18 protein-coding genes and 1 pseudogene are annotated in these 20,521 nt (G+C 43.6%); 10 read left to right on the top strand and 9 right to left on the bottom strand.

All coding sequences use genetic code 11. The features are described from left to right. Positions 1-11: 11 nt before the first annotated feature. A complete protein-coding gene (locus AC787_RS05980) occupies positions 12-731 on the top strand; it encodes an ankyrin repeat domain-containing protein (protein ID WP_082360644.1) in 720 nt (239 codons plus the stop codon). A gap of 116 nt (positions 732-847) precedes the next feature. Here the strand turns inward: AC787_RS05980 and AC787_RS34350 are convergent, their stop codons facing one another. The 3 genes from AC787_RS34350 to AC787_RS05965 form a co-directional block, all read right to left on the bottom strand. Beyond that, positions 848-1,207 (bottom strand): hypothetical protein, encoded by a 360-nt coding sequence (locus AC787_RS34350; protein ID WP_054023939.1) that lies wholly within the window; start codon positions 1,205-1,207, stop codon positions 848-850. 245 nt (positions 1,208-1,452) lie between these two features. Then, positions 1,453-2,493, bottom strand: a complete 1,041-nt coding sequence (locus AC787_RS05970; RefSeq protein ID WP_054023938.1) for an NAD(P)-dependent alcohol dehydrogenase — start codon at positions 2,491-2,493, stop codon at positions 1,453-1,455. Between the two features lie 379 nt (positions 2,494-2,872). After that, on the bottom strand, positions 2,873-3,268 hold the full coding sequence (locus AC787_RS05965; RefSeq protein ID WP_054026924.1) for a MerR family transcriptional regulator: 396 nt from the start codon (positions 3,266-3,268) through the stop codon (positions 2,873-2,875). A gap of 562 nt (positions 3,269-3,830) precedes the next feature. Here AC787_RS05965 and AC787_RS05960 point away from each other — a divergent pair. Together AC787_RS05960 and AC787_RS05955 are read left to right on the top strand one after the other, a co-directional pair. Next, positions 3,831-4,175, top strand: a complete 345-nt coding sequence (locus tag AC787_RS05960; RefSeq protein ID WP_054023937.1) for an ArsR/SmtB family transcription factor — start codon at positions 3,831-3,833, stop codon at positions 4,173-4,175. 30 nt (positions 4,176-4,205) lie between these two features. After that, entirely contained in the window at positions 4,206-4,721 is a 516-nt protein-coding gene (locus AC787_RS05955) for an SRPBCC domain-containing protein (RefSeq protein ID WP_054023936.1), read from the top strand. A 261-nt stretch (positions 4,722-4,982) separates the two neighbouring features. Here AC787_RS05955 and AC787_RS05950 read toward each other — a convergent pair whose 3' ends face one another. Continuing rightward, positions 4,983-5,516 carry a histidine phosphatase family protein gene (locus tag AC787_RS05950; protein WP_054023935.1) on the bottom strand — a complete coding sequence of 178 codons (534 nt, stop codon included), beginning with the start codon at positions 5,514-5,516 and terminating at the stop codon, positions 4,983-4,985. 167 nt (positions 5,517-5,683) lie between these two features. Further along, positions 5,684-6,032, bottom strand: a pseudogene (locus AC787_RS05945) (DinB family protein). Positions 6,033-6,211: 179 nt separating this feature from the next. Between AC787_RS05945 and AC787_RS05940 the strand changes: the two are divergent. After that, the gene (locus AC787_RS05940) at positions 6,212-7,054 is read left to right on the top strand and encodes a copper amine oxidase N-terminal domain-containing protein (protein WP_054023934.1); all 843 of its coding nucleotides are present in this window, start codon (positions 6,212-6,214) and stop codon (positions 7,052-7,054) included. Positions 7,055-7,211: 157 nt separating this feature from the next. On the opposite strand, the gene AC787_RS05935 is transcribed toward AC787_RS05940, so the two are convergent. Continuing rightward, positions 7,212-8,033, bottom strand: a complete 822-nt coding sequence (locus AC787_RS05935; protein WP_235560912.1) for an ankyrin repeat domain-containing protein — start codon at positions 8,031-8,033, stop codon at positions 7,212-7,214. Between the two features lie 145 nt (positions 8,034-8,178). Between AC787_RS05935 and AC787_RS05930 the strand changes: the two genes are divergently transcribed. Continuing rightward, positions 8,179-8,835 (top strand): hypothetical protein, encoded by a 657-nt coding sequence (locus AC787_RS05930; protein ID WP_054023932.1) that lies wholly within the window; start codon positions 8,179-8,181, stop codon positions 8,833-8,835. A 129-nt stretch (positions 8,836-8,964) separates the two neighbouring features. Next, positions 8,965-9,864, top strand: a complete 900-nt coding sequence (locus tag AC787_RS05925) for an SDR family oxidoreductase (protein WP_054023931.1) — start codon at positions 8,965-8,967, stop codon at positions 9,862-9,864. Positions 9,865-9,966: 102 nt separating this feature from the next. On the opposite strand, the gene AC787_RS05920 is transcribed toward AC787_RS05925, so the two are convergent. The 3 genes from AC787_RS05920 to AC787_RS05910 all read right to left on the bottom strand — a co-directional run bounded on the left by AC787_RS05920 (position 9,967) and on the right by AC787_RS05910 (position 14,914). Next, on the bottom strand, positions 9,967-11,661 hold the full coding sequence (locus AC787_RS05920; RefSeq protein WP_054023930.1) for a response regulator transcription factor: 1,695 nt from the start codon (positions 11,659-11,661) through the stop codon (positions 9,967-9,969). Positions 11,662-11,689: 28 nt separating this feature from the next. Further along, the gene (locus AC787_RS05915) at positions 11,690-13,015 is read right to left on the bottom strand and encodes an ABC transporter substrate-binding protein (protein WP_054023929.1); all 1,326 of its coding nucleotides are present in this window, start codon (positions 13,013-13,015) and stop codon (positions 11,690-11,692) included. Positions 13,016-13,132: 117 nt separating this feature from the next. After that, entirely contained in the window at positions 13,133-14,914 is a 1,782-nt protein-coding gene (locus tag AC787_RS05910; RefSeq protein ID WP_054023928.1) for a sensor histidine kinase, read from the bottom strand. A 263-nt stretch (positions 14,915-15,177) separates the two neighbouring features. Between AC787_RS05910 and AC787_RS05905 the strand changes: the two genes are divergently transcribed. The 4 genes from AC787_RS05905 to AC787_RS05890 all read left to right on the top strand — a co-directional run bounded on the left by AC787_RS05905 (position 15,178) and on the right by AC787_RS05890 (position 20,467). Further along, a complete protein-coding gene (locus AC787_RS05905; RefSeq protein ID WP_054023927.1) occupies positions 15,178-16,572 on the top strand; it encodes an ABC transporter substrate-binding protein in 1,395 nt (464 codons plus the stop codon). 98 nt (positions 16,573-16,670) lie between these two features. Then, a complete protein-coding gene (locus AC787_RS05900; RefSeq protein ID WP_054023926.1) occupies positions 16,671-17,585 on the top strand; it encodes a carbohydrate ABC transporter permease in 915 nt (304 codons plus the stop codon). A 15-nt stretch (positions 17,586-17,600) separates the two neighbouring features. Continuing rightward, positions 17,601-18,416: a carbohydrate ABC transporter permease gene (locus tag AC787_RS05895; RefSeq protein WP_054023925.1), complete on the top strand. Its 816-nt coding sequence runs from the start codon at positions 17,601-17,603 to the stop codon at positions 18,414-18,416. Positions 18,417-18,433: 17 nt separating this feature from the next. Then, on the top strand, positions 18,434-20,467 hold the full coding sequence (locus tag AC787_RS05890; RefSeq protein WP_054023924.1) for a DUF5107 domain-containing protein: 2,034 nt from the start codon (positions 18,434-18,436) through the stop codon (positions 20,465-20,467). Positions 20,468-20,521: the final 54 nt, after the last annotated feature.

Below are 20,521 nucleotides of genomic sequence, written 5' to 3'. Positions count from 1 at the left end.
ATGGGTGTGCTATGTTGCGATTGATCATCATCATGTTAGCTCTCGTCATATCGGGCTGCCAGGAAAATAATGATCATCCGTTAACCAGTGATGAGCAGCATGCAACCCAATCGGTGAACAGTGAAATGGACAAGTTGAATAAAGCCTTGTTAGCTGCAGCGGAGCAAGGAGATAGGGCATCAATAACGAAGCTGCTAGCCGAAGGTGCTGACATCAATGCAACAGACAATCAAGGAAGAACTTCTGCGATGATTGCAGTGCATACGAACCAGCTCGATGTATTTAACCTCTTCATAGAAAAAGGCGCAAACATAAATATTCAAGATAATCGCTCCGATAACCCGCTCCTTTATGCAGGTGCGGAGGGTATGATGGACTTTGTCCGAGCATCGGTAGCTGCCGGCGCAGATACGACCATCACAAATCGATTTGGCGGTACGGCACTGATCCCAGCTGCAGATCGTGGTCATGTTGAGATTGTGAAAGAGCTGTTAAGCACATCCGATGTCAATATCAATCATGTGAATCAGCTAGGCTGGACAGCACTACTCGAGGCTATTATTCTCGGGGATGGCGGGGTCGATCATCAGGCGATTGTGAATATATTAATTGAGCACGGCGCTGATGTAACTCTTGCGGATTCAGAGGGCGTAACTCCCTTGCAACATGCTCAGAGTCGAGGTTATAAGAAAATGATAGAAGCACTGCAGCAAGCTGGTGCTCAGAAATAGCGGAACACCCTAGCCGCTTAGAACCCATCATCGTTAAAGCAAGAATAAAGACCCGTAAGATGGCCGCATCATTCTCGAAGCGGCCGTTTTTACGGGTCTTTGTTTTCATTTAGGGACTATTTTTTTGAACGTTTCTTGGAAGATGTTTTAACATGCTTCCTGCGTTTCACGCTCGATACCATAACATTTTTCTCCGTATTCGTGTAATACTTCTGATAAACCGGGCAACAATGATGCTGCTTAATCGTTTCAATATTTTGAATGACATTCACAAGTTGTGGATGGTAGATGTCCTCGTATTGCGTAATTGGAGGATCATACACCGTCTTCGTTGGACAATCGGGACAAAATTCAGCTGTATTCATGGGGGCACTCATAGGGGCACTCATGGGAGCATTCATGGGAGCATTCATGGGAGCATTCATGGTAGCATTCATGCTGCCTACATTGCCCATGTTATTATAATTACGGTTCACAGTAATTATCTCCTTCCTGTTTTGGAATACACCTTATTATATTCGCAGAAAGGCCATGTGACCTGTACACTTGACCTGCAAGGCGATAGCCGCCAATGTTTCTACGGGATGGAGAGCGAGATAATTACCGTGTACCTGTTACACCTTGTTCAGGCTGCTATATCGATTCGATCGATTGGGCGCATTACCCTACTTTGAATTTTTATTTTTGATTGTACAAAGACATTCTTCATAAAGATTGTTTATTAATTCAACGTTTCAATATCAATAACGAATCGGTAACGCACATCCCCTTGTTTAACCCGATCCCAAGCTTGATCCACCTCATCTGCACGAATCCGTTCAATCTGGGGAACGATCCCATGTTCAGCACAGAAATCCAACATCTCCTGAGTCTCTCTAATCCCGCCTATACTTGAACCGGTAAGGTTTTTTCTTGGCAGGATCGAAAACGTATTGTATGATACTGGCTCTGCAGGCAAGCCGACGTAAACGAGTGAGCCGCCAACACCTAATAGCGATAAATAAGCATTGATGTCGAGATTCACTGAAACGGTGTTTAAAATTAGATCGAACGTCCCGGCAAGCTCGGTGAATGTAGTCTGATTACAAGTTGCATAATAGTGATCGGCACCAAAACGAAAAGCTTCATTTTGCTTGTTCTCGCCCTGACTTAACAACGTGACGTTCGCACCCATCTCGTGAGCGATTTGGACGCCGAGATGTCCGAGCCCTCCCATCCCAACGATGGCAACCTTCATGCCAGAACCAGCATTCCAATGCTTGAGCGGAGAGTACATTGTGATACCTGCACACAATAACGGGGCAGCAACGTCAAGTCCAAGAGTATCGGGGATACGAACCACGTATTCCTCGTCCACAACGATTTGCTCACTGTAACCGCCGTAAGTGGGGTTACCCTCATAATCTAGAGCATTGTATGTATATACAGCTCCTCTTTTGCAATATTGCTCTTCACCGGACAAACAATATTCGCACATGCGGCAGGAGTCTACTAAGCTTCCTACACCAACACGATCGCCGATCGAGTATTCTGACACGTGTGAGCCCACGGCAGTCACGATACCGACGATTTCGTGACCGGGTACCATCGGGAAGATACCTTCTCCCCAGTCCCCTTCACCCTGATGAATATCGGAGTGACAAATTCCCGAGAATTTGATATCGATGAGTACGTCATGCGCTCGAAGATCACGAAGTTCAATCGTTGTATACTCAAACGGAGAACCGGCACTTGCTATGCTGAGGGCATGTGTTTTGATCATATATGTTTTCTCCTTTCTCTGATTATAAAATGGCTATTTTGTGAGACTGGGTTTGCTTATATCGGCTTCAGTGAGAAGAGTGCCGGAATTGACAGGTCTCAGCCGATTGTCTTTCAACAAACGTTTCACAAAGAAAGTGAACATCAATAAGGAGACCGTAACCGACACGGCGCTGACTGTGAACAAAACCTGATAGCTCGTGTACTGGGAGATCCAGCCTAGCATAATCGCACCAAGCCCGTGTACATACCTCCCTGGGTGTAAGATATAAAACTTCGGTGCGGTTATAAAAAACGGGTCGAGGAACGCTTCCCCAACCCGGATTTGCTTGTTTCTAAATATTTCTCAACCTGATACCCTCAATCTTTTGCTATAATTCTCAAAATGAATCCGCCGTTCTTGTTAGTGATTTTTCTTTTTTCATGATGGTCTCTTCATATCTAGCAATTTTATTATCCAGACGTTCCAACGTTTTCTTCATATCTTCGATTCTAGTATTGAGCTGCTTACGCTGCTCGACTAAGAGCTCTTTTCTTGACTCATTGGTTTCATCACCCTGTTGAAACAGCCCGACATACTCAATCAGCATTTCAACCGGAAGGCCTGCACCTTGTCGCATACATTTGATAAAATCGACCCACTTACAGTCTTCCTCCGTATACTTCCTGATTCCGCTTTTGTTGCGGTTCACAGGAGGAATCAGTCCGATGCGTTCATAATAGCGGAGTGTATCCTGTGTTAGATCAAATTTTTCACTTACTTCAGAAATCGTCATAAACATGTCGTTCACCTCCTATTTTCCGATAGAATTGCACTTAGAGTTCACTTCAAATCATGAGTAAGAGACAAACTTGGTCCAATCCCATAACTCATACAACCAATTCAAATTTGTGAAACATCCAAACCGGTTCTGCCAAGTTTTACATCGTCTTCCGTCGAAACACTCCTCTGTTTTTTGGATAAAGCTATATAAAAGAGTTTACAGCCTGGAGTTAACTCCAAGTCAATAGAAAATAGGTTTAAATTGCTTTTTTATTATAGTAAAAAATAAGGAGTAGCTGCGTTTTTTTTGTAATAGCTCACATTCTGGATCTCCACATTGGCTCATGGAGGTCAACCCTCCCATGTCTCGCACAGTTTTCGTCTGCCCTTTGTGTTTACCGGTGTATTTTCTTTTAATTTCAGCCCGGCGAGTTGTATGATCTACTTCGGATGCCGGTATTGATATACTGAAGACGTGCCATTTCGTTTTCGCAATATTCCTTGACAGGAATATTCTCTATAATGTATATTTAAAATAACATACCGAGATACCATCATTTAACGAGGTGAGCGACATGTCAGGGAAGAATCCGGGTATGGACATGACGACGCTGAGCGCTTTGGCCGAACCGAATCGTATGAATATCGTCGAACTCTTGCGTGACGGTCCCCTGACCGTGGGGGAAATCGCTGACCGGCTAGGGCTTCGTCAGCCCCAAGCCTCGAAGCATTTGAAGGTGCTTAGCGACAATGGAATTTTGGAAGTGACGGCCGATGCCAACCGTCGGATCTACAAGCTCCGACCCGAGCCCTTCCAAGCACTGGATTGTTGGGTGAAGTCCTTCCAGCGCATCATGGAAGACAGATTTGACAATCTGGAAGAGTACTTGAGGGAATTGCAAAACAAAGAAAAACCATAAGATCATTCAAATGGATGAGGAGGAATTACAATGTCTAACAAAGCAATGGTTTCGAGGGTAGAGAACGATCGGGTGCTGGTGTTGGAGCGCATTTTCGACGCACCGCGCGATCTCGTGTTCAAGATGTTTAAAGAGGCTGAGCATCTCAAGCGTTGGTGGGGACCGAGAGGCTGGGAGATTCCGGTTTGCAACGTCGATTTCAAGCCGGGAGGCGTTTGGCACTACTGCATGAAGTGTGTCGATCGGAACCAAGGTGATTTTTTCGGCATGGAATCTTGGGGCAAAGCCGTATATAAGGAAATTGTCGAGCCGGAGATGATCATCTACACCGATTACTTCTCGGATGCCGAAGGCAATGCGAACGAGACCATGCCCTCGACCGAGGTCACGATGGAATTCATCGATCTTGGCGGCAAGACGAAGCTGGTCAGCCGTGGTGTATATGTGTCCGCTGAGGCCCTCAAGACCGTCATGGATATGGGCATGCTGCAGGGTATCACCGAAACTTGGGACCGTCTGGAAGAGCGTCTGAACGAGTTCAAGTAAGGAAATATGTGGAGAGCCGCCTGGCTTTGAGAGTTGGCGGCTGTTTTGATTTTGGTTTTTTTTGAAACCCTTGATTAACCCATTACTGACCACTCTTTGCCACCCAATATGATTAACCCAAAACCCATCGATTTCAACTTCATGAGGAAATAACTCCCCAACCCAATCCTAACCTCATATTATTTTATCATCCGTAGTAGTCATATAAAGGGATACAGACCATGGGGAGTAGTCCTTCGCTATTGAACTATCGTTTATCCGCTAGCTTAATTTTTTATATTCAGTTATTGAGGCATGAGGGATTTCTCCTATCTCACCGACCAAAGTACGAAAGGCCATTCCATGACCAGTGACAATTACCTTTGAACAGTCCAAATATCTGTCAATTACTTTCTCTACGCGTTGCTTCAAAAGTTCCTTAGATTCCCATGTTTTGGTCTCGCCTGAAGGATAGATTCCGTTATTTTTATCAAAATCATCCCCAAGTTCCTTAAGTCTCTCCATAGTGTCATATTGGAATGAGAGATCTGGTTGCCATTCCCTTAAATCGAATTCAATGATAATTTCTAACTGCAGTTCTTTGGACAGAATAGCTGCTGTTTGGAGTGCTCTAGGATAAGGTGAAGAGATGATAAAATCTGCTTCTTTTAGCCGTTTATCTTTCGCTGTATCGTATACTTGTCTTATACCGTTTGAGGTTAGAGGCGCTAGATCACGACCGTGTCCCTTTAATTTATACTTTTCGTTTATTTCCCATTGTGGCTCTCCGTGGCGAATTAGTAAGAATAACGTCATTCGTCTTTCTCCTTTTATCCTTTTCCTGTTATATTCTCTTTGCCAAGGTAGTTTCCTTTATTAAACAAAACTGCCCGTTATCTTAATAAAAAGAGCAGTCTACCGTTGAGCCTGCTCAACAATATATGAGATTCAGCTATCGTTATCCGTTATTTTAAAAACATATATTAATCCCAAATTTGGGGGCGATCGATACCAGCCATTCGCATATAATCCAGCAGTTGACCGGTGTGAACGGATTCGTGGTATGCGATCCTCATTAACATATCTCCTAGAGTTCGAACATACCCTACATCACTTCGATTAATTTAAAGGAGAATCGTATGAATGCAAACTTCCTCTGTTATGTATTGCAAGATGATAATAATGCTCGCCGTCCAATACATGCCGGATCATTTCTTTAATATTTAGGGCTTGTGCATCTGGCCTCCAATCCAACATATTTAGAGGAATAACGCTCCATACTTTTATACTTCTACGTCGGACTTCTTCCAAGTTCAATATTAGTAGATCTATCCCGTTAACTTAATGTGAAAAGGCTCGATCGTTTCGATGAGCTTGTCGTGGTTGAAATCTTGGACAATATCGCGGACTTTCCGCGGAGCATCTTACCCAAAAGGTGCAAATATTATTCTCCACAAATTGCCTTTGCGAAAAATATGCAAATCCATCATAATCGTGTACGGAGGTGCATCATGTCAGTCATGAAGAAAATTATGTTTGTCCTACTACTTATCAGTATCGTATCGGTCCCACTACAGGTATCTGCTGCTCAGCCCATCAAGGTTTTTGTCCAGGATGAGCAGGTGCAATACGATCAAGCGCCTGTGATGCAAAAAGGACGAGTGCTGGTTCCTTTCCGCAACACAGCCGAAGACATGGGTATAGCCGTAAACTGGAATCAAAAGAAACAGCAAATTACTGCAACGTATGCAGACAAAATTGTCATTTTGACGATCAAAAGCGAGGTCGCCCTAGTCAACAAAACGAAAGTTAGGCTCGATGTACCGGCTCAAGTCATTCACAACCGTACACTTATCCCGCTTCGTTTCCTCTCTGAAGCTTTTGGCGCCAAGGTCAAATGGGATAAAATTACACAAACCGTATCCATAGCCATTTGGGAGCCTGTTCGACATCACTTTGCGAAAGTCGATGCAGAAGGCGCCATTCTTACGACTTACAAGGATCAGGCGACATTTGAAATGGCGATGGAGTATATTAACCCAGACGAAGAGTACATGGAGACCACGGTGTGGGTAAACCTCATGGACAAAACAGCGCAAGGCATCACCTCGGATCATCAAGCGGTACGAAAGGTTAATGAAAAAGACGCACTACTTTTTATGCACACCGACAGTGAAGCTTACAATGGAGAAACAGTCGCTAACGGTGATGGATTTGTGCAGGTGTACGACGAAGCGGGAACTATGCAACAAGAGTTTGAAGTAACCGTAAAGAACGTCGATTTCACCGAGAACTTCAAATATACAACTGCAATAGCATTACAAGATGCAGCAGCAGTGTCTGCGTCGAAATAGAATAACAGGGGCTGCCAACAACTTCAGTTGTTGGCAGCTTTTTAATATGAGGCGATACAATTTCCTTCTACGGCTTCCAATTTTTATTACACCTGACTGCCCGATAGATTAATCCTCAAGAGCTCTAGTTTGAGACCCTGCAGCGCAAATTGATCATTCAAAGTTCGCTGGCGGATTTGGCGCCTAGACTACGCAGCCACTGAACCATATCAACAGCGGAGCTACGTTGCGCTGCATCCAGTGGGGTCAATCCATCCCAAACCGAAATCCAGTTCAGTTCCGCACCTCGGTCGAGAAGATACTTTGCAGATTGCCACTGTCCACCGTGGCAAGCGCACCAGAAGGCGACGGTAGTCTTGTTCAGAGGTGTAGAACCCCTTGCTCCCCATGGGTATCGCTCCGAAAGTGTGGCACCGGCGAAGTATCCCTCCATTGCATCTATCAGTCCTAACGCAGCCGCATGCCAGAGTGCGAACTGAGCTCCTCGTTTAACCAACCTATGCGCTGCCCGCCACTGTGCGAACGCCACTGCGTCGTCTAGTGGTGTGCCACCGGCGATCACTGCGCCTGGCGCTTCGATGTCGGCGCCAGCATCAAGAAGCGCATCAAGCACTTCAATGTCATCGCAGCTTGAAGCAAAGTGAAGCGGTGTCTCAGTGTGCGGCCCAGTGAACCGAGCATTCACCTCCGCACCGAACTCGACTAACGTACCCACAGTAGCCGCACCGTTAGGAAAGTGACCGGGCCAGTCGGTTAATACATGCAACAGTGTTCGAGACATTCCGCAACTCTTGCCTTCGTTGTTATTGTCTCTTCCGATAATTCTTGCCGTAGCTAAGCCTGGATTCTCTTCAAGAAGCCGCTTCAACGATGGGATATCGCCAGTCTGGATCGCTTTAACAACGGTTACTGTCAGTGCCTCATTTTCGTAAATAAAGTCCATGAATAGATCTCCTCTCACACCTATGATCGATTCCATATCTGCCCTCTCTATCTCCTACAACATCAAAAGCATTTTCATACACTCAAGGGTCTACAGTAGATACTATTTTCATATAAATAGACAAGCTGGATGTCTGTACTTGTTGGACGAATCTTATCAGAAAGGATGCGATTGTCGGTATATGGAGCATCTGTTGCCTTTAATAGTAGAGTATCTTCTGATGTTTGGGATAGCTTTATTTTGGACGATCGTCTATATTCTCGTTATTTACAAAGGATTTAAAGATCAAGCCTGCGGAATGCCGCTCGCATCTATATGTGCGAATATTACTTGGGAATTTCTGTTCACCTTTATTATGCCGTTTCATCCGCTTCAGCAAATCGCTACCTTAGTGTGGTTCCTGCTTGACTGCATTATTTTGCTCCAATTCCTCTATTATTCCAAAGGTTCATATCCAAAACGCACTATTCATGCTTCTATTTTCGCCTTGCTTGTTATCGCTTTTCTGCTGCATTATGGGATGGCGGTTGAATTCCATGATAAGATGGGCATTTATTCGGCCTTTGGCATCAATCTGCTCATGTCGATTCTCTTCATTCGAATGCTGATGATCAAAGATCTGGAAGGACAATCCCTGTCTATCGCTTACTTCAAAATGGTAGGCACCTTATTTGCCTCCATCCTCTGCTTTTCGCTATATCCGCAATCACATTTATTGTTGATCATGTATGTTCTTATCTTAGTACTGGACATTGTTTATATTGTTCTAGTCTATAACAAATCAATCAAAACGGTTTATAAGCAGGCGATCAACAAAAAGCCACAAATCAACATTTGAAACCCGCTAGCGGCTGCATTAAGAATGATTTCTTTGCTTCCTTCATACTGCAAGACTGCAAGTCGAGAGTTCCGTTTCATTCATTGGGTGAATATCCTATTGCATTGAACTCAAATGGAGGAAACTTCGATGATTCCGCACTATCCTTATTACGGACAGGAAACAAAGTGTAAGCAAGAACCCATTACATTTCCGCCCCAGCATCAAGAAAGGCAGCCTGGCCTCGAATACAAAATGTTCCCGCTTCCGATATCTGACAACCCCGCATATAAAGGAAGTGGGAAGCTGTCCGGTAAAATAGCTATCATTACAGGAGGAGACAGCGGTATTGGCCGTGCCGTCGCCATTGGCTTCGCCAAAGAAGGTGCTGATGTGGCAATCGCTTATTTATACGAACGCCAAGATGCGATTGACACTCAGCAAATGGTGGAGCAATACGGACGTCGTTGTCTGTTGATCGAAGGTGATCTTCGTAGGCCGGAGTTCTCCTCTGAAATCGTCCGAAGAACACTGGATCATTATGGAAAAATCAATTGTTTGGTGCTTAACCAAGGTGTCCAGTTTCCTCAGACGAACATCATGGACATCACTAATGAACAGCTGGAAGATACTTATCGGACCAATATTTTTCCTCATTTCTATTTGACTAAAGCCGCGCTTCCTTATCTTTGTCACGGCAGCACCATCATTAGCACAGCATCCGTTACCGCCTATGCAGGAGCCCCGCTTCTGGTCGATTATTCATCAACCAAAGGAGCGGTCGTTTCCTTTACCCGTTCCTTATCGCTGCAATTAGTAGATTGTGGAATACGCGTTAACGCTGTGGCACCGGGTCCGATATGGACACCTCTGACCGTCTCCAGCTATCCAGCTGAATATGTAAAAACATTTGGCTCAAATACGCCAATGAAACGAGCAGGTCAACCGTTCGAACTCGCTCCAACCTACATTTATTTAGCTTCTGAAGATTCGTCATACGTTACAGGTCAGGTATTGCATGTCAATGGAGGAATCATGACAGAGACTTAATGCTTAAGAGCCTACTCCATTCCTCATGCGACTTACTTTCTAGCAAAATAAGGGGTTGTTCCTCAAGTAGATAAACCTACTTGAAGAACAACCCCTTGGCATTTAAGAATGATTTAAATAGTAGGAAGCCGTCATGGGCCGTTTTTCACATTTTTTACGATAACTTACAGGACTAAGCCCCGTTACCTTCTTGAAAATTCGGCTGAAATGCTCGGGATTGACGTACCCAACGCTCTCAGCTACATCATAAATTTTCAACCCGTTCTCCAAACCTTCTTTCGCTTTTTCGATTCTTAAATTGGTCAAATAGTTGATGAAATTAATACCAATTTCTTTCGCAAATTGCTTGCTAAGATAACTGTCACTTACCCCAACCATTGTGCAAATGGTTGATAAATGCAAATCCTCATTAAAGTGATTATCCAAGATCGCTTTGGCTTTAGCTACAACAGGGCTGAGCCAAGTTGCTGTCTTTTCGGATTTTGGATGCAGCTTTTCATGCAAAGCATCTAGAAATAAATGCATCCATTCCGTTGTCTCATCCCACGTCTCCATGTTCCGGACATGCTCAACGGGTTGAGGAAATCTTTCGTGGAGCTTATCCCACGACATTCCTCTCTCATGCATCAGCGTTCCAGCTTCCCAGATCAAGTCGCTGAGTGCTTTTTTGATAGACTCAGGCGATGACGGAAAGTATTCAAGCAGCAGCTTAAATCCGTGCTGTATCGATTGTTTCCATCTCATTTGGTCCGCATCTTTTAACGCTTGCAGCAACTCCGACTTGAATGGCGTCCATGCTTCTTTCCAATTGTCCTTCTCTGCGCCAACTGATCGTTCGGCTTCAGGATATATCAAGTGATCATAACCTTGATAGTAACTAAGAAGGGAAAGCCGTTCTGCCTGACGGAACAATCGGTTCCACTGCATAACTCCATTGGCAGAGTCACTGATACCGATAGATAAATTTAGATTTAAAAACTGTCGCAGCCTTATTTTCACATCCGTTAGGACGGTTTGGGTCAAACTTCGAATAGCCATCGCACTGCACTGCTCGGGAAAGGTGAAATACAAAATATAGTTCCGTTCATCATGACGACAAACTCGGCATATCCCTTCATTTCTATCCGTATTCGTTACTGTTCTTATGGTTTGCATAATGATTTGCTTAGTATGTTCGAAGTGAATCACATGAGATAGTCTAATTAGAGCTACCTTCTGGTTTTTCTCGCCTAGATGTTTCCTTACAATATCCAAGCCCATTTTCAACTCTTCATTTTGATCAGAGTGGGAAAGATTCAATCCATCTGACACAGAAAGCTGATGCAGCATGGAACAGACGATTTCATCTTCATCCTTGGCGGCTGAGCCGGAATAAACGGAATCTGCAGCTTTGCTGCGCCTTCGCTTATTCAACTCCTCCACCGTCTTATTCAGAACTGGTGCAATATATTGTTCATCCAACTTCGCCTTTAGCATGTAATCAAATGCCCCGAGTACAAACGAGTCTCTCACATAGCCGTAATCGCCATATGCGCTAAGCATAACGATAAGCGGCGGACTCTCGAACGAAACGTCTCTTAATGCTGCAAGAAGCTCCACACCATTCATGCGCGGCATTTTTATATCTGCAAAAATGATGTCGATATCCTGTCGTTCCCTCAAAAGGTTTAATGCTTCTTCTCCATCGCCAGCTTCTCCCGCAATTTCGATATCTGTTGAAGTTAATGCGATATATTCCCGAAGCGCTAATCTGGCTAAAGGCTCGTCATCCACGATAAAGGCTTGGTATTTCGGCATCTTACTCCCCCTTACACACTAATAGGCCTTATTTATTTTGAACATATTGCACCGCTCTACTCCAGTTCTCATTCATTTTATTCTGTATACTGGCTACTGACTCACCTGCATAGATTTCTTGCGCCAGCTTTTTCTCGTCATATTGCGCTGCATTTTTCACTTGTACAAATTTCTCATCTAATGCGTAATACATAAAAGGTTCAAATGGATGTTCTTTGTTTGCTTCATTAAAGAAAGGCAATACAGAATTAACATCCGTCAACGTCGATGAGCTTTGTGAATTATTAATAAAAGACTGATAAACCTCAGGGCTGAACACCCATTCAAGAAAAGCTATCGCTTCTTCTTTGTTTTTGGAGTTTTTACTGATCGCCATATACTGATCCGGCATCGTCACAGACAGCAGCGGTTCTTTGGTCGTCTCCCTCCAAGGCAAAGCAAATGCGCCTATATCCTCATCGTTGCTCACCTTTTCCACATGGTCAGAATAATACCATTGTCCGAGTGCAATCATTGCCGCTTCTCCGGACTGAAACAATTGCTTCGCCTGATCAAATCCGATTTCGAGCGCGTTAGGACCGGCTAATTTATTTTCCGCGATCGTCTCGAGCATGTTCGCAGCTTTACCAAAGGCTGAGCCTTCGCCGAATGGCGTCATTTCATTCGAAATGTTCGCTAAATATTTCTCGTCTTTTGCTAGAATTGGCGGACCAAATTCAATAAATGGATAAAAAGTCCAATCATCTTTGCCGCCGATAGCAAGCGGAATATATTTGCCGTGTAATTTGATTTTATTCAGCACATCCATAAACTCGCCTAAAGTTTGCGGGACACTAACGCCGACCTCTTCAAAAATACTCGGACGATAATACACGTATTCTGAGAAGGATATAAGCGGTAAGCCGAGTGTTTCACCTTCTATTTCAGCAGGATACTTATTTCTGCTCGTTGCTTGCAATTGATTAAGAGAAAGCAATGAATTTTTGTAAATGGGCAAATGACCCGGTTTTAAATAAAACAAATCAGGCAAATCATTTGCCGTTAGACGCACCTTCAAATATTGACCGCTATTATCCGGAATCGTCTCTACTTCCACCGTTACATTAGGTTTGAGAACCGAATATTGTTTCACCTTCTCCGTCCAAAATTCGATATCTGTCTTCGATTCCCATATCCCGAATTTCATTTTTACTGGTTGATTATGATTGGAGGTTTGTTTCTTCGGCGTATTGGCAACTAAAGAATAAATCGTATGATGGGTTTCAGCCTTAAACATACCGATCCATCCCGCAAGCAAACCAACGGATATCAAAGTAACGACTATGACAGAAACGATGCTTTTGTTAAATTTCATTTACACTTCTCCCAGCAGAACCCGAAGCCGTAAATGTTTACGCTTTCAAGTATATGAAATTTATTATACAGAGTTTATGGTTAGAAAAGATGACATTTTTAGTTCAAACATGATCATTTATGCTGAAAAATTAGCCAGTTCCTCATCCGGCTCATTAATCAACGGCAATCGAATGCTCACCTTTGTTCCTTTCGGCAAATTAGACTCATATTGCAAGCCATACTGCAAGCCATAATGCAATTGTATCCGTCTATGTACATTTCGATTACCCATTCCGCTAAACGTATAGGAAGCCGTTTTGTCTTCAAGCTGATCGATTACATCTGACGGCATTCCCATCCCATTGTCTGCAATTGTAATGAGCAAATTTTTATCATCCTTTACGATTGAGATTCTGATGATTCCGGGGTAATCAATATCCTTTAAACCATGAATGACACTATTTTCCAAAATAGGCTGAAGCAGCAGCTTTAACAAATAATGTCCCGTAATCTCTTGATCGATGTTCCATTCCATTTGAATTGGCCTGCCGAAGCGAATCTCCATAATATATAAATAATGCTTCAAATGGTCGACCTCATCCGCTATCGTAGTTAGAAGCCCGCCGCGATTAAAAGAAGATGCTAATAGTTGTGTGAGCGAATGAGTCATGTTGCGGATATTGTCCGCTTTACTTATTAATGCCATAAACTTAATTGCGTTTAAAGTGTTAATTAGAAAATGAGGATTGATTTGGGATTGCAGCGCCGCAAATTCAGCTTTGCGCTTCTCCACCTCCTGTTTCTCATGCTGACTAATTAACTCACGAACTTGTTCGGTCATGAGATTAAAGGAATGGCCCAGCCTCACCATTTCCAAGCTGCCAGAGCCTGTAAATCTCGCATTTAAATCCCCACCCGTTACACGGACCATTTGGTGGAGCAGTACGCGGATAGGCTTCGTCACATTGGAAACAAAATAAAAGGAAACGAGCACAAACGCTAAAATGATCAAAATCGCGAGAAACCACACAAATGAATTTACATTTCGGTAATTTGCGAGCAAATCTGCAAACGGTATAATTTGAACAATATACCAGTCTGTATTGTCTACTTTTGCATACGTTATTAATTTCTTGTTGTCCTCAGAATCATCCACGAAGGAACCTTCTACCCCGCGGCTTATTTCACTCGACCAACTGTTAACGATCGAACTACCTCTATCAATAACCGTATTCGAAGCGATAATTTGACCTTTATTGCTTACAATGTGCAGTACAGATTCCGAATTATCGCGTGATTGCAAAATATGATCAAAAGTACCGCTTTCAAAAGTAAACAGGATCAACTCCATTTTTGACATCCGATTAGTCGTGCTTGGAGAGAGTGCAGCAGCCATCATATAAGGATTGTAATTACCATAAAGAGCATTGGGAAGCATCCCTTGAAACCGTATGACGTCAGGCTTGCTAATGGTGTCACGGTACCATTCTTGCTCGCGGACAACGGAATCCTCCATCATCATGTTTTTCAAATAGGAATAAGATTTTCCGTTATCAAAAAAAAAGTTAACAGAAAGTACACGCCCTGAGACGGATGCGGTGTACTTCTCGATCATAATTTTCAGCTTATTGGTAGCTTTTTGCTTCTCGATACCGCTCGAATGGTTAATATCAAATATGGTAAAAATGACATCCTGATCTACACCAATCGAAGCAAACAGACCTGACATCCGGTTGATTTCCTGACTGACTGAATATGAAAGCGCTTTCGATATTTGTAGCGAGCGCCCTGTGTTTTGTTCGAGAATATCCCGTTCATAAATGTTCAAAATAACGGAGCATATCAATAAGACCGGTACGATGACAACGGATATAAAAAATAGTTTTAATATAGTAGACATGCGCATGTTTTTTTGCATAGTAGCTCCTTGAATAGATGTTAACCTTACTCCTCGTATATAACCACCTTAAGCTCATCGCTGTCAATATTCATTTTGTCAATTGACACTTCCCTTCTATTAATAAAGTCATTCACCCTCTCAGTGATTTCTGTAACCGTTTTCCCACTCATCCTCGTCAAACGTAAAATGAGTACAAAATATGACGGATTCAGTTCAAAAATGGTCATGTACCCGGCTGCATTCGCAGCGGTATACTTACCAAAAAAAAGGAGGAGTCAACAATGAAAAGGAACAAAATATTGACCATTTTATTAACAGGAATGATGATCTTATTAGCCATCGGGTGCTCGAACTCGAAGAGCAACAACCCGGAGGTAACTGAATCTCCCGCTCCTGCATCAACAACTGAGCCAACTTCAGCTGCGGAGCCAAGTCCTGATGCTGCGAGCCTTGAGGGCAAGGTCGTCTTTTGGTCTATGTGGAGCGACACAGAACCTCAAGCGAAAGTTATTAAAGCAACGGTTGATGAATTTAAAGCTGCTAATCCGAAAGTAACCGTCGATCTCAAATTTACTGGACGGGATATTAGAAAGCTGATTAAACCAGCACTCGACGGCGGTGAACAAATCGATATATTCGAGGATGATCCCTCCGTTACGATGGCGATAGTGAAGGATCATCTGCTGAAGATTGACGAATATTTGGGTACACCGGCTGTAGGTATGGAAGGAAAAACATTACAAGATTCACTTATGCCAAGCTTGATGGATTGGACAAAGTCATTGTCTGTAAAAGCTGGACTTGAAGAAGGCCACTATGCGATTCCGCAGCAGCCGTTCGCTGTACTGTTTTTCTATAACAAAGAAGTGTTTGAGAAAGCGGGAATCACTACTCCTCCTAGCTCTTGGGAGCAGTTTATGGAATATTGCGAGTTGATTAAGAAATCCGGCGTTGCTCCAATTACATTCGACGATGCTTACCGTGATTTGTTCATCGGTGGATACCTCAGCAGCGCAATGGGCAACGAATGGGTAGACACGCTCGTGAATGACAAGACAGGTGAGATGTGGAAAGATCCTATCATACTTCAATTCGCCAAAGATATGGTCACGATGAAAGAGAAGGGTTACTTCTCTGCTAAACTTGCGGGCAGTAAATATCCAGCAGCTCAACAGGATCTCGTTTTCGGCCAATCCGCAGCTTATCTGAATGGTACTTGGCTTCCGAATGAAGTCTCTGCAACAGCAGGACCAGATTTCAAATGGGGCTCCTTCCAATTCCCTACCGTGCCTAACGGCAACGGCAAAGGCCAGAATGAGCTGACATTTGGCGCACAAGCTCTAATGCTCAATAAGAACAGCAGCAATAAAGAAGCGGCAATCGAATTGGTTAAGTATCTAGTAAGCCAAAAAACACAAGCTGAAATGGTGAAACAAGCGCAAGCTATTCCTGTTTCTATAAATACAGAATGGCCTGCTGCACTCGCTGAAGCTGAAACGGCGATTAACAACGCTAAGGTCAATGCGCCTTGGGGCTACGGAATTAACAATTCCGCCGACTTCTCCAAAGGTGTAATCGTACCTGTATTTATGGAGCTTGCCGCAGGTAAATTAACAGCTGATGATTATGTCAACAAAATGAGTGCAGAAGCTAAAAAGTTTTATGGCACGAAATAACGATAATTAAATACTTCGATCATTGTGCAGCGATCCTTCGGATTGCTGCACAATGACGTTATAACGGATTATTAATCGTATCCGGGAGGGAAATTTACATGCAAATTAAAAAACCGATTATTGCCCTTTTCCTTTTGCCGGCGGTACTCATCTATCTCGCTGTCTTTCTATATCCAACGCTAAGAGCTTTGCTGATGAGTTTCTATTCATTGCCGTCCATATCGAGCAAAATGTCGGAGTGGTCTTTTATCGGATTCGAAAATTATACAGAGCTGTTTCGCAACAGTTATTTTATGGACTCCGCATGGAATGTTTTGAAGATATGGCTGTTTGGCGGCATCATTACGATCTGTTCCGCCTTCCTATTTGCTGCTATTCTGTCATCTGGTGTCCGCGGTAAAACGTTCTGGCGATCACTCGTTTATTTGCCTAATACCGTTTCCGCTGTCGTACTATCCGTCATCTGGATTCATTATATTTTTAATTCAAGCTATGGCTTCTTAACGAAGCTGTTCCGTTTCCTCGGACTGGATATGCTTGCCGATATTCAGTGGACGAGCGACAGCTATTTGTTCCTCTCGATGCTGCTCGCGTACTGCTTTGGTTCCATCGGCTACTTCATGCTTATTCTGAATGCCGGAATGGACCGGATTCCACGAGATTATTACGAAGCCGCCTTACTCGAAGGAGCTAATCCTTTGCATAAGTTTTTCAAAATCACACTGCCGCTCCTTCAGGACATATTCCGTATGACACTCGTTTTATGGACCGTAACGGCCGTTAACTTCTTCGTCTGGTCCGCTACCTTCGGCGGTGCGAGTGAAAGCGTCGCTACGATGACGCCGGGCTACTTCATGTATCTCAAAGTGTTTGGTGACGGCACTTCGGTTTATACGCAGGATGCCTTTAATGTAGGAGCAGGCGCGGCAGTAGGCGTTAGTATTACGATATCAATTCTAATCCTATCCGCCATCATCAATCAGTTCTTCCGTAAAGAACGTCTTGAATATTAAAGATGAGGTGTTAGCATGGTCAATAAAATTCGCTACGTTCCGCTCTATTTGTGGCTGTTGTTCACAATTGTATTGTTCGGTTTCGCCATACTAGCTTCACTGAGCACAACGAGAGGTATTTTTACAAATTCATTATTTGAAAGTGGTATCCATTTTTCGAATTATATCGATCTATTCAAAACCCAGAAGATGGGACGATACTTTCTGAACAGTGTCATTTATACCGTATCAGCTTGCGTTGGCGTTCTAGTCTTCGCTGCTCCTGCCGCTTATATTTTGGGCAGAGTAACATTCATCGGCAAAAAAGTGGTCAATATGATGTTTTTATCCGCTATCTCCATCCCAGGCTTGCTCATATCTATCCCGCTTTTTTCGTTGTTCGTTGAGCTGAAGCTTACGGGGTCGATTATCACGCTCGTATTGATTTACATTTTCACCAATATTCCTTTTAGCGTGTTCCTGCTTACCGGGTTTTTCGCATCTATTCCTAAGGAGTTGGAGGAATCGGCGGCTGTTGACGGCTGTGGTCCTATCCAAACGTTTATCAAAATTATTTTGCCCGTTGCGCAGCCTGGCCTGATTACTGTTTCTATTTTCAACTTTATGTCGATATGGAATGAATATTTGTATGCACTTATATTCGCTGGGGATCCGAAATACCATACGCTCGCGCTTGCTCTACAATCCATCGTACTTGGCTTTACCAACACAGGAAACTATTCCGGTATATTTGCAGCATCCATAATCGTATTTTTGCCTACCTTCATTTTGTATCTGTTTATTTCCAAACGGATTGTTGCCGGCATAACGGTCGGGTCAGTAAAAGGATAGAAAGGAGATCTTTCGCAATGCGTGTGTATCAATCAACTTTACGGATCGAAGGCTCAAGCATAGGTGGTCAAAATCCGCTGCCTATGTTCCGAAATCGCCAAAAGCATAGAGAAGTCAGCGATAACGGCACTCTCCCAAGTCAACTGCGAACGAAGCTTGGTTATGAAACGGGAGAACGTTATTTGCCCTACCGAATGCAGGATCGTTACACGAGGGATCGAAAAAATCTATTGTTAGAAACCATCGTGTTGGAAAATGAGCACTTGCAAGCCGTTTTTTTACCTGCATATGGTGGAAGATTGTATTCTCTAACTGAGAAAAAAACGAATCGCAACCTACTTTATACAAATCCGGTATTGCAGCCTGCTAATCTAGCAATATTGAACGCTTGGTTCTCTGGAGGAATAGAGTGGAATATCGGTCAGCTCGGACATACTTTTACATCTTGTTCACCCGTTCATGCAGCCATTCTAAAAGATGAAAAAGGAAATGATTTTTTTCGAATATATGATTACGAGCGCTGTAAAAACGTTTTTTGGCAAATTGATTTTCATCTACCGGCAGATTCAGATAAGCTCCTTCTTTATGTGCGGATCATTAATGACAATGACGAATCGGTTCCAATGTATTGGTGGACGAACATCGCTGTCGAGGAGACTCCACAAGCCCGCCTTTTTTCGTCTACAGAAGAAGTCATTTATATTGACCATAATGTTAAAGGATTTGGCCTTGGCAAGCTGCCGCATCTACCAACTGTACCAGGCAAAGACGTCTCCTATCCGCTGAGCTTTCCTTTCTCGAATGAATATTTCTTTCAAACGCCTGCAAGCTGTGAAGCACCTTGGGAAGCGGTCGCCTATGAGGATGGAAGACTATTTTATGAACGCTCAACCTCTCTGCTCCGCTATCGCAAAATGTTTTGCTGGGGAAACCATGCAGGAGGAAGACGATGGTGTGATTATCTAGCTAACCCTGGAGAAGGAAATTACATTGAAATACAAAGCGGTTTAGCGCCTACCCAGCTGCATGGCCTCGATATGCCTGCGCAATCGGAGTGGGATTTCACACAGGTGATCGGGATGACCGATATTAGCATCGACAAAGCCCATCAACAGGATTGGAATCAGGCGAATCAATACATTCAAGATTGTGTCGATCATCATATCGATGCAAAGGAAATGGAGAAACTGCATAAATCCATCCGAGCACTCGCACGCAAAGTACCTGAGCAAGTACTTTATACCGGCTCCCCTTGGGGGGCACTAGAGCAGCTGCGCAGAGAAATGAAGGAAAAACGAACGATTCCTGATGGTTTTTATTTCTCTAAGCTTGGCACTGCTCCTGAAGACGAGCATATGGATTGGCTCATCCTGCTTGAATCAGGAAGTCTTCCAGACCATGACGTGCATGAAGTGCCAAAAGCATGGATGGTTCAGGATGAGTGGCTTTCCCTGCTAAGAGCAAGCCTTGAGCACAAAGAGAACCAATCTTGGAACGCTTATATGTATTTGGGCGTTATGCTTTACGAGAATGGACTGGAACAAGAAGCAATCGAAGCATGGGAGAAATCGATAGAAATTCAACCATCCGTATGGGTGTATCGGAATCTAGCAGAAGCAATGAAGTATTTTGGACGAATGGATTTGGCGCTTGCCTATTGGAAGGAAGCCTATCTCATTTCCAACTCATTCCCTGACCGTGCCTTGGCTGAGGAATATTTGAATTTGCTCATTACGAACAAACAGTACGAAGAGGCATGGCATATGTACAATGAATTGCCAGAAGCCTATTCGAGCAGTGACCGCATTCAAATTATTGTAGGCGTAGCTGCACTCGAGCTTGATCAAGATGAGTTCGTCAAGCGCTTGTTCCATAAAGAATTTGCAGTCATTCGCGAAGGAGAAATATTGATAATAGAGCTTTGGTACAAATACAATGCCAAGAAGCTTGCTGAGTCAAGGAATGAAGCAATAACCGAAATACACCCCGAAGAAGCAAAAAGTAAATTCCCTCCGCCAACCAATATTGACTTCAGAATCATTGGCGAATAACAAGAAGACGGTGCGTAGTAACGTACCGTTTTTCTGTGCTTCGCGAACGTATCC

Origin of the sequence: Bacillus sp. FJAT-28004 (assembly GCF_001280845.1) — a bacterium.
In the GTDB taxonomy this organism is placed as follows: Bacteria; Bacillota; Bacilli; order Paenibacillales; family Paenibacillaceae; genus Pristimantibacillus.
Note: the sequence above shows the minus strand (reverse complement) of the source record. Positions and strands in the feature narration are given on the sequence as shown.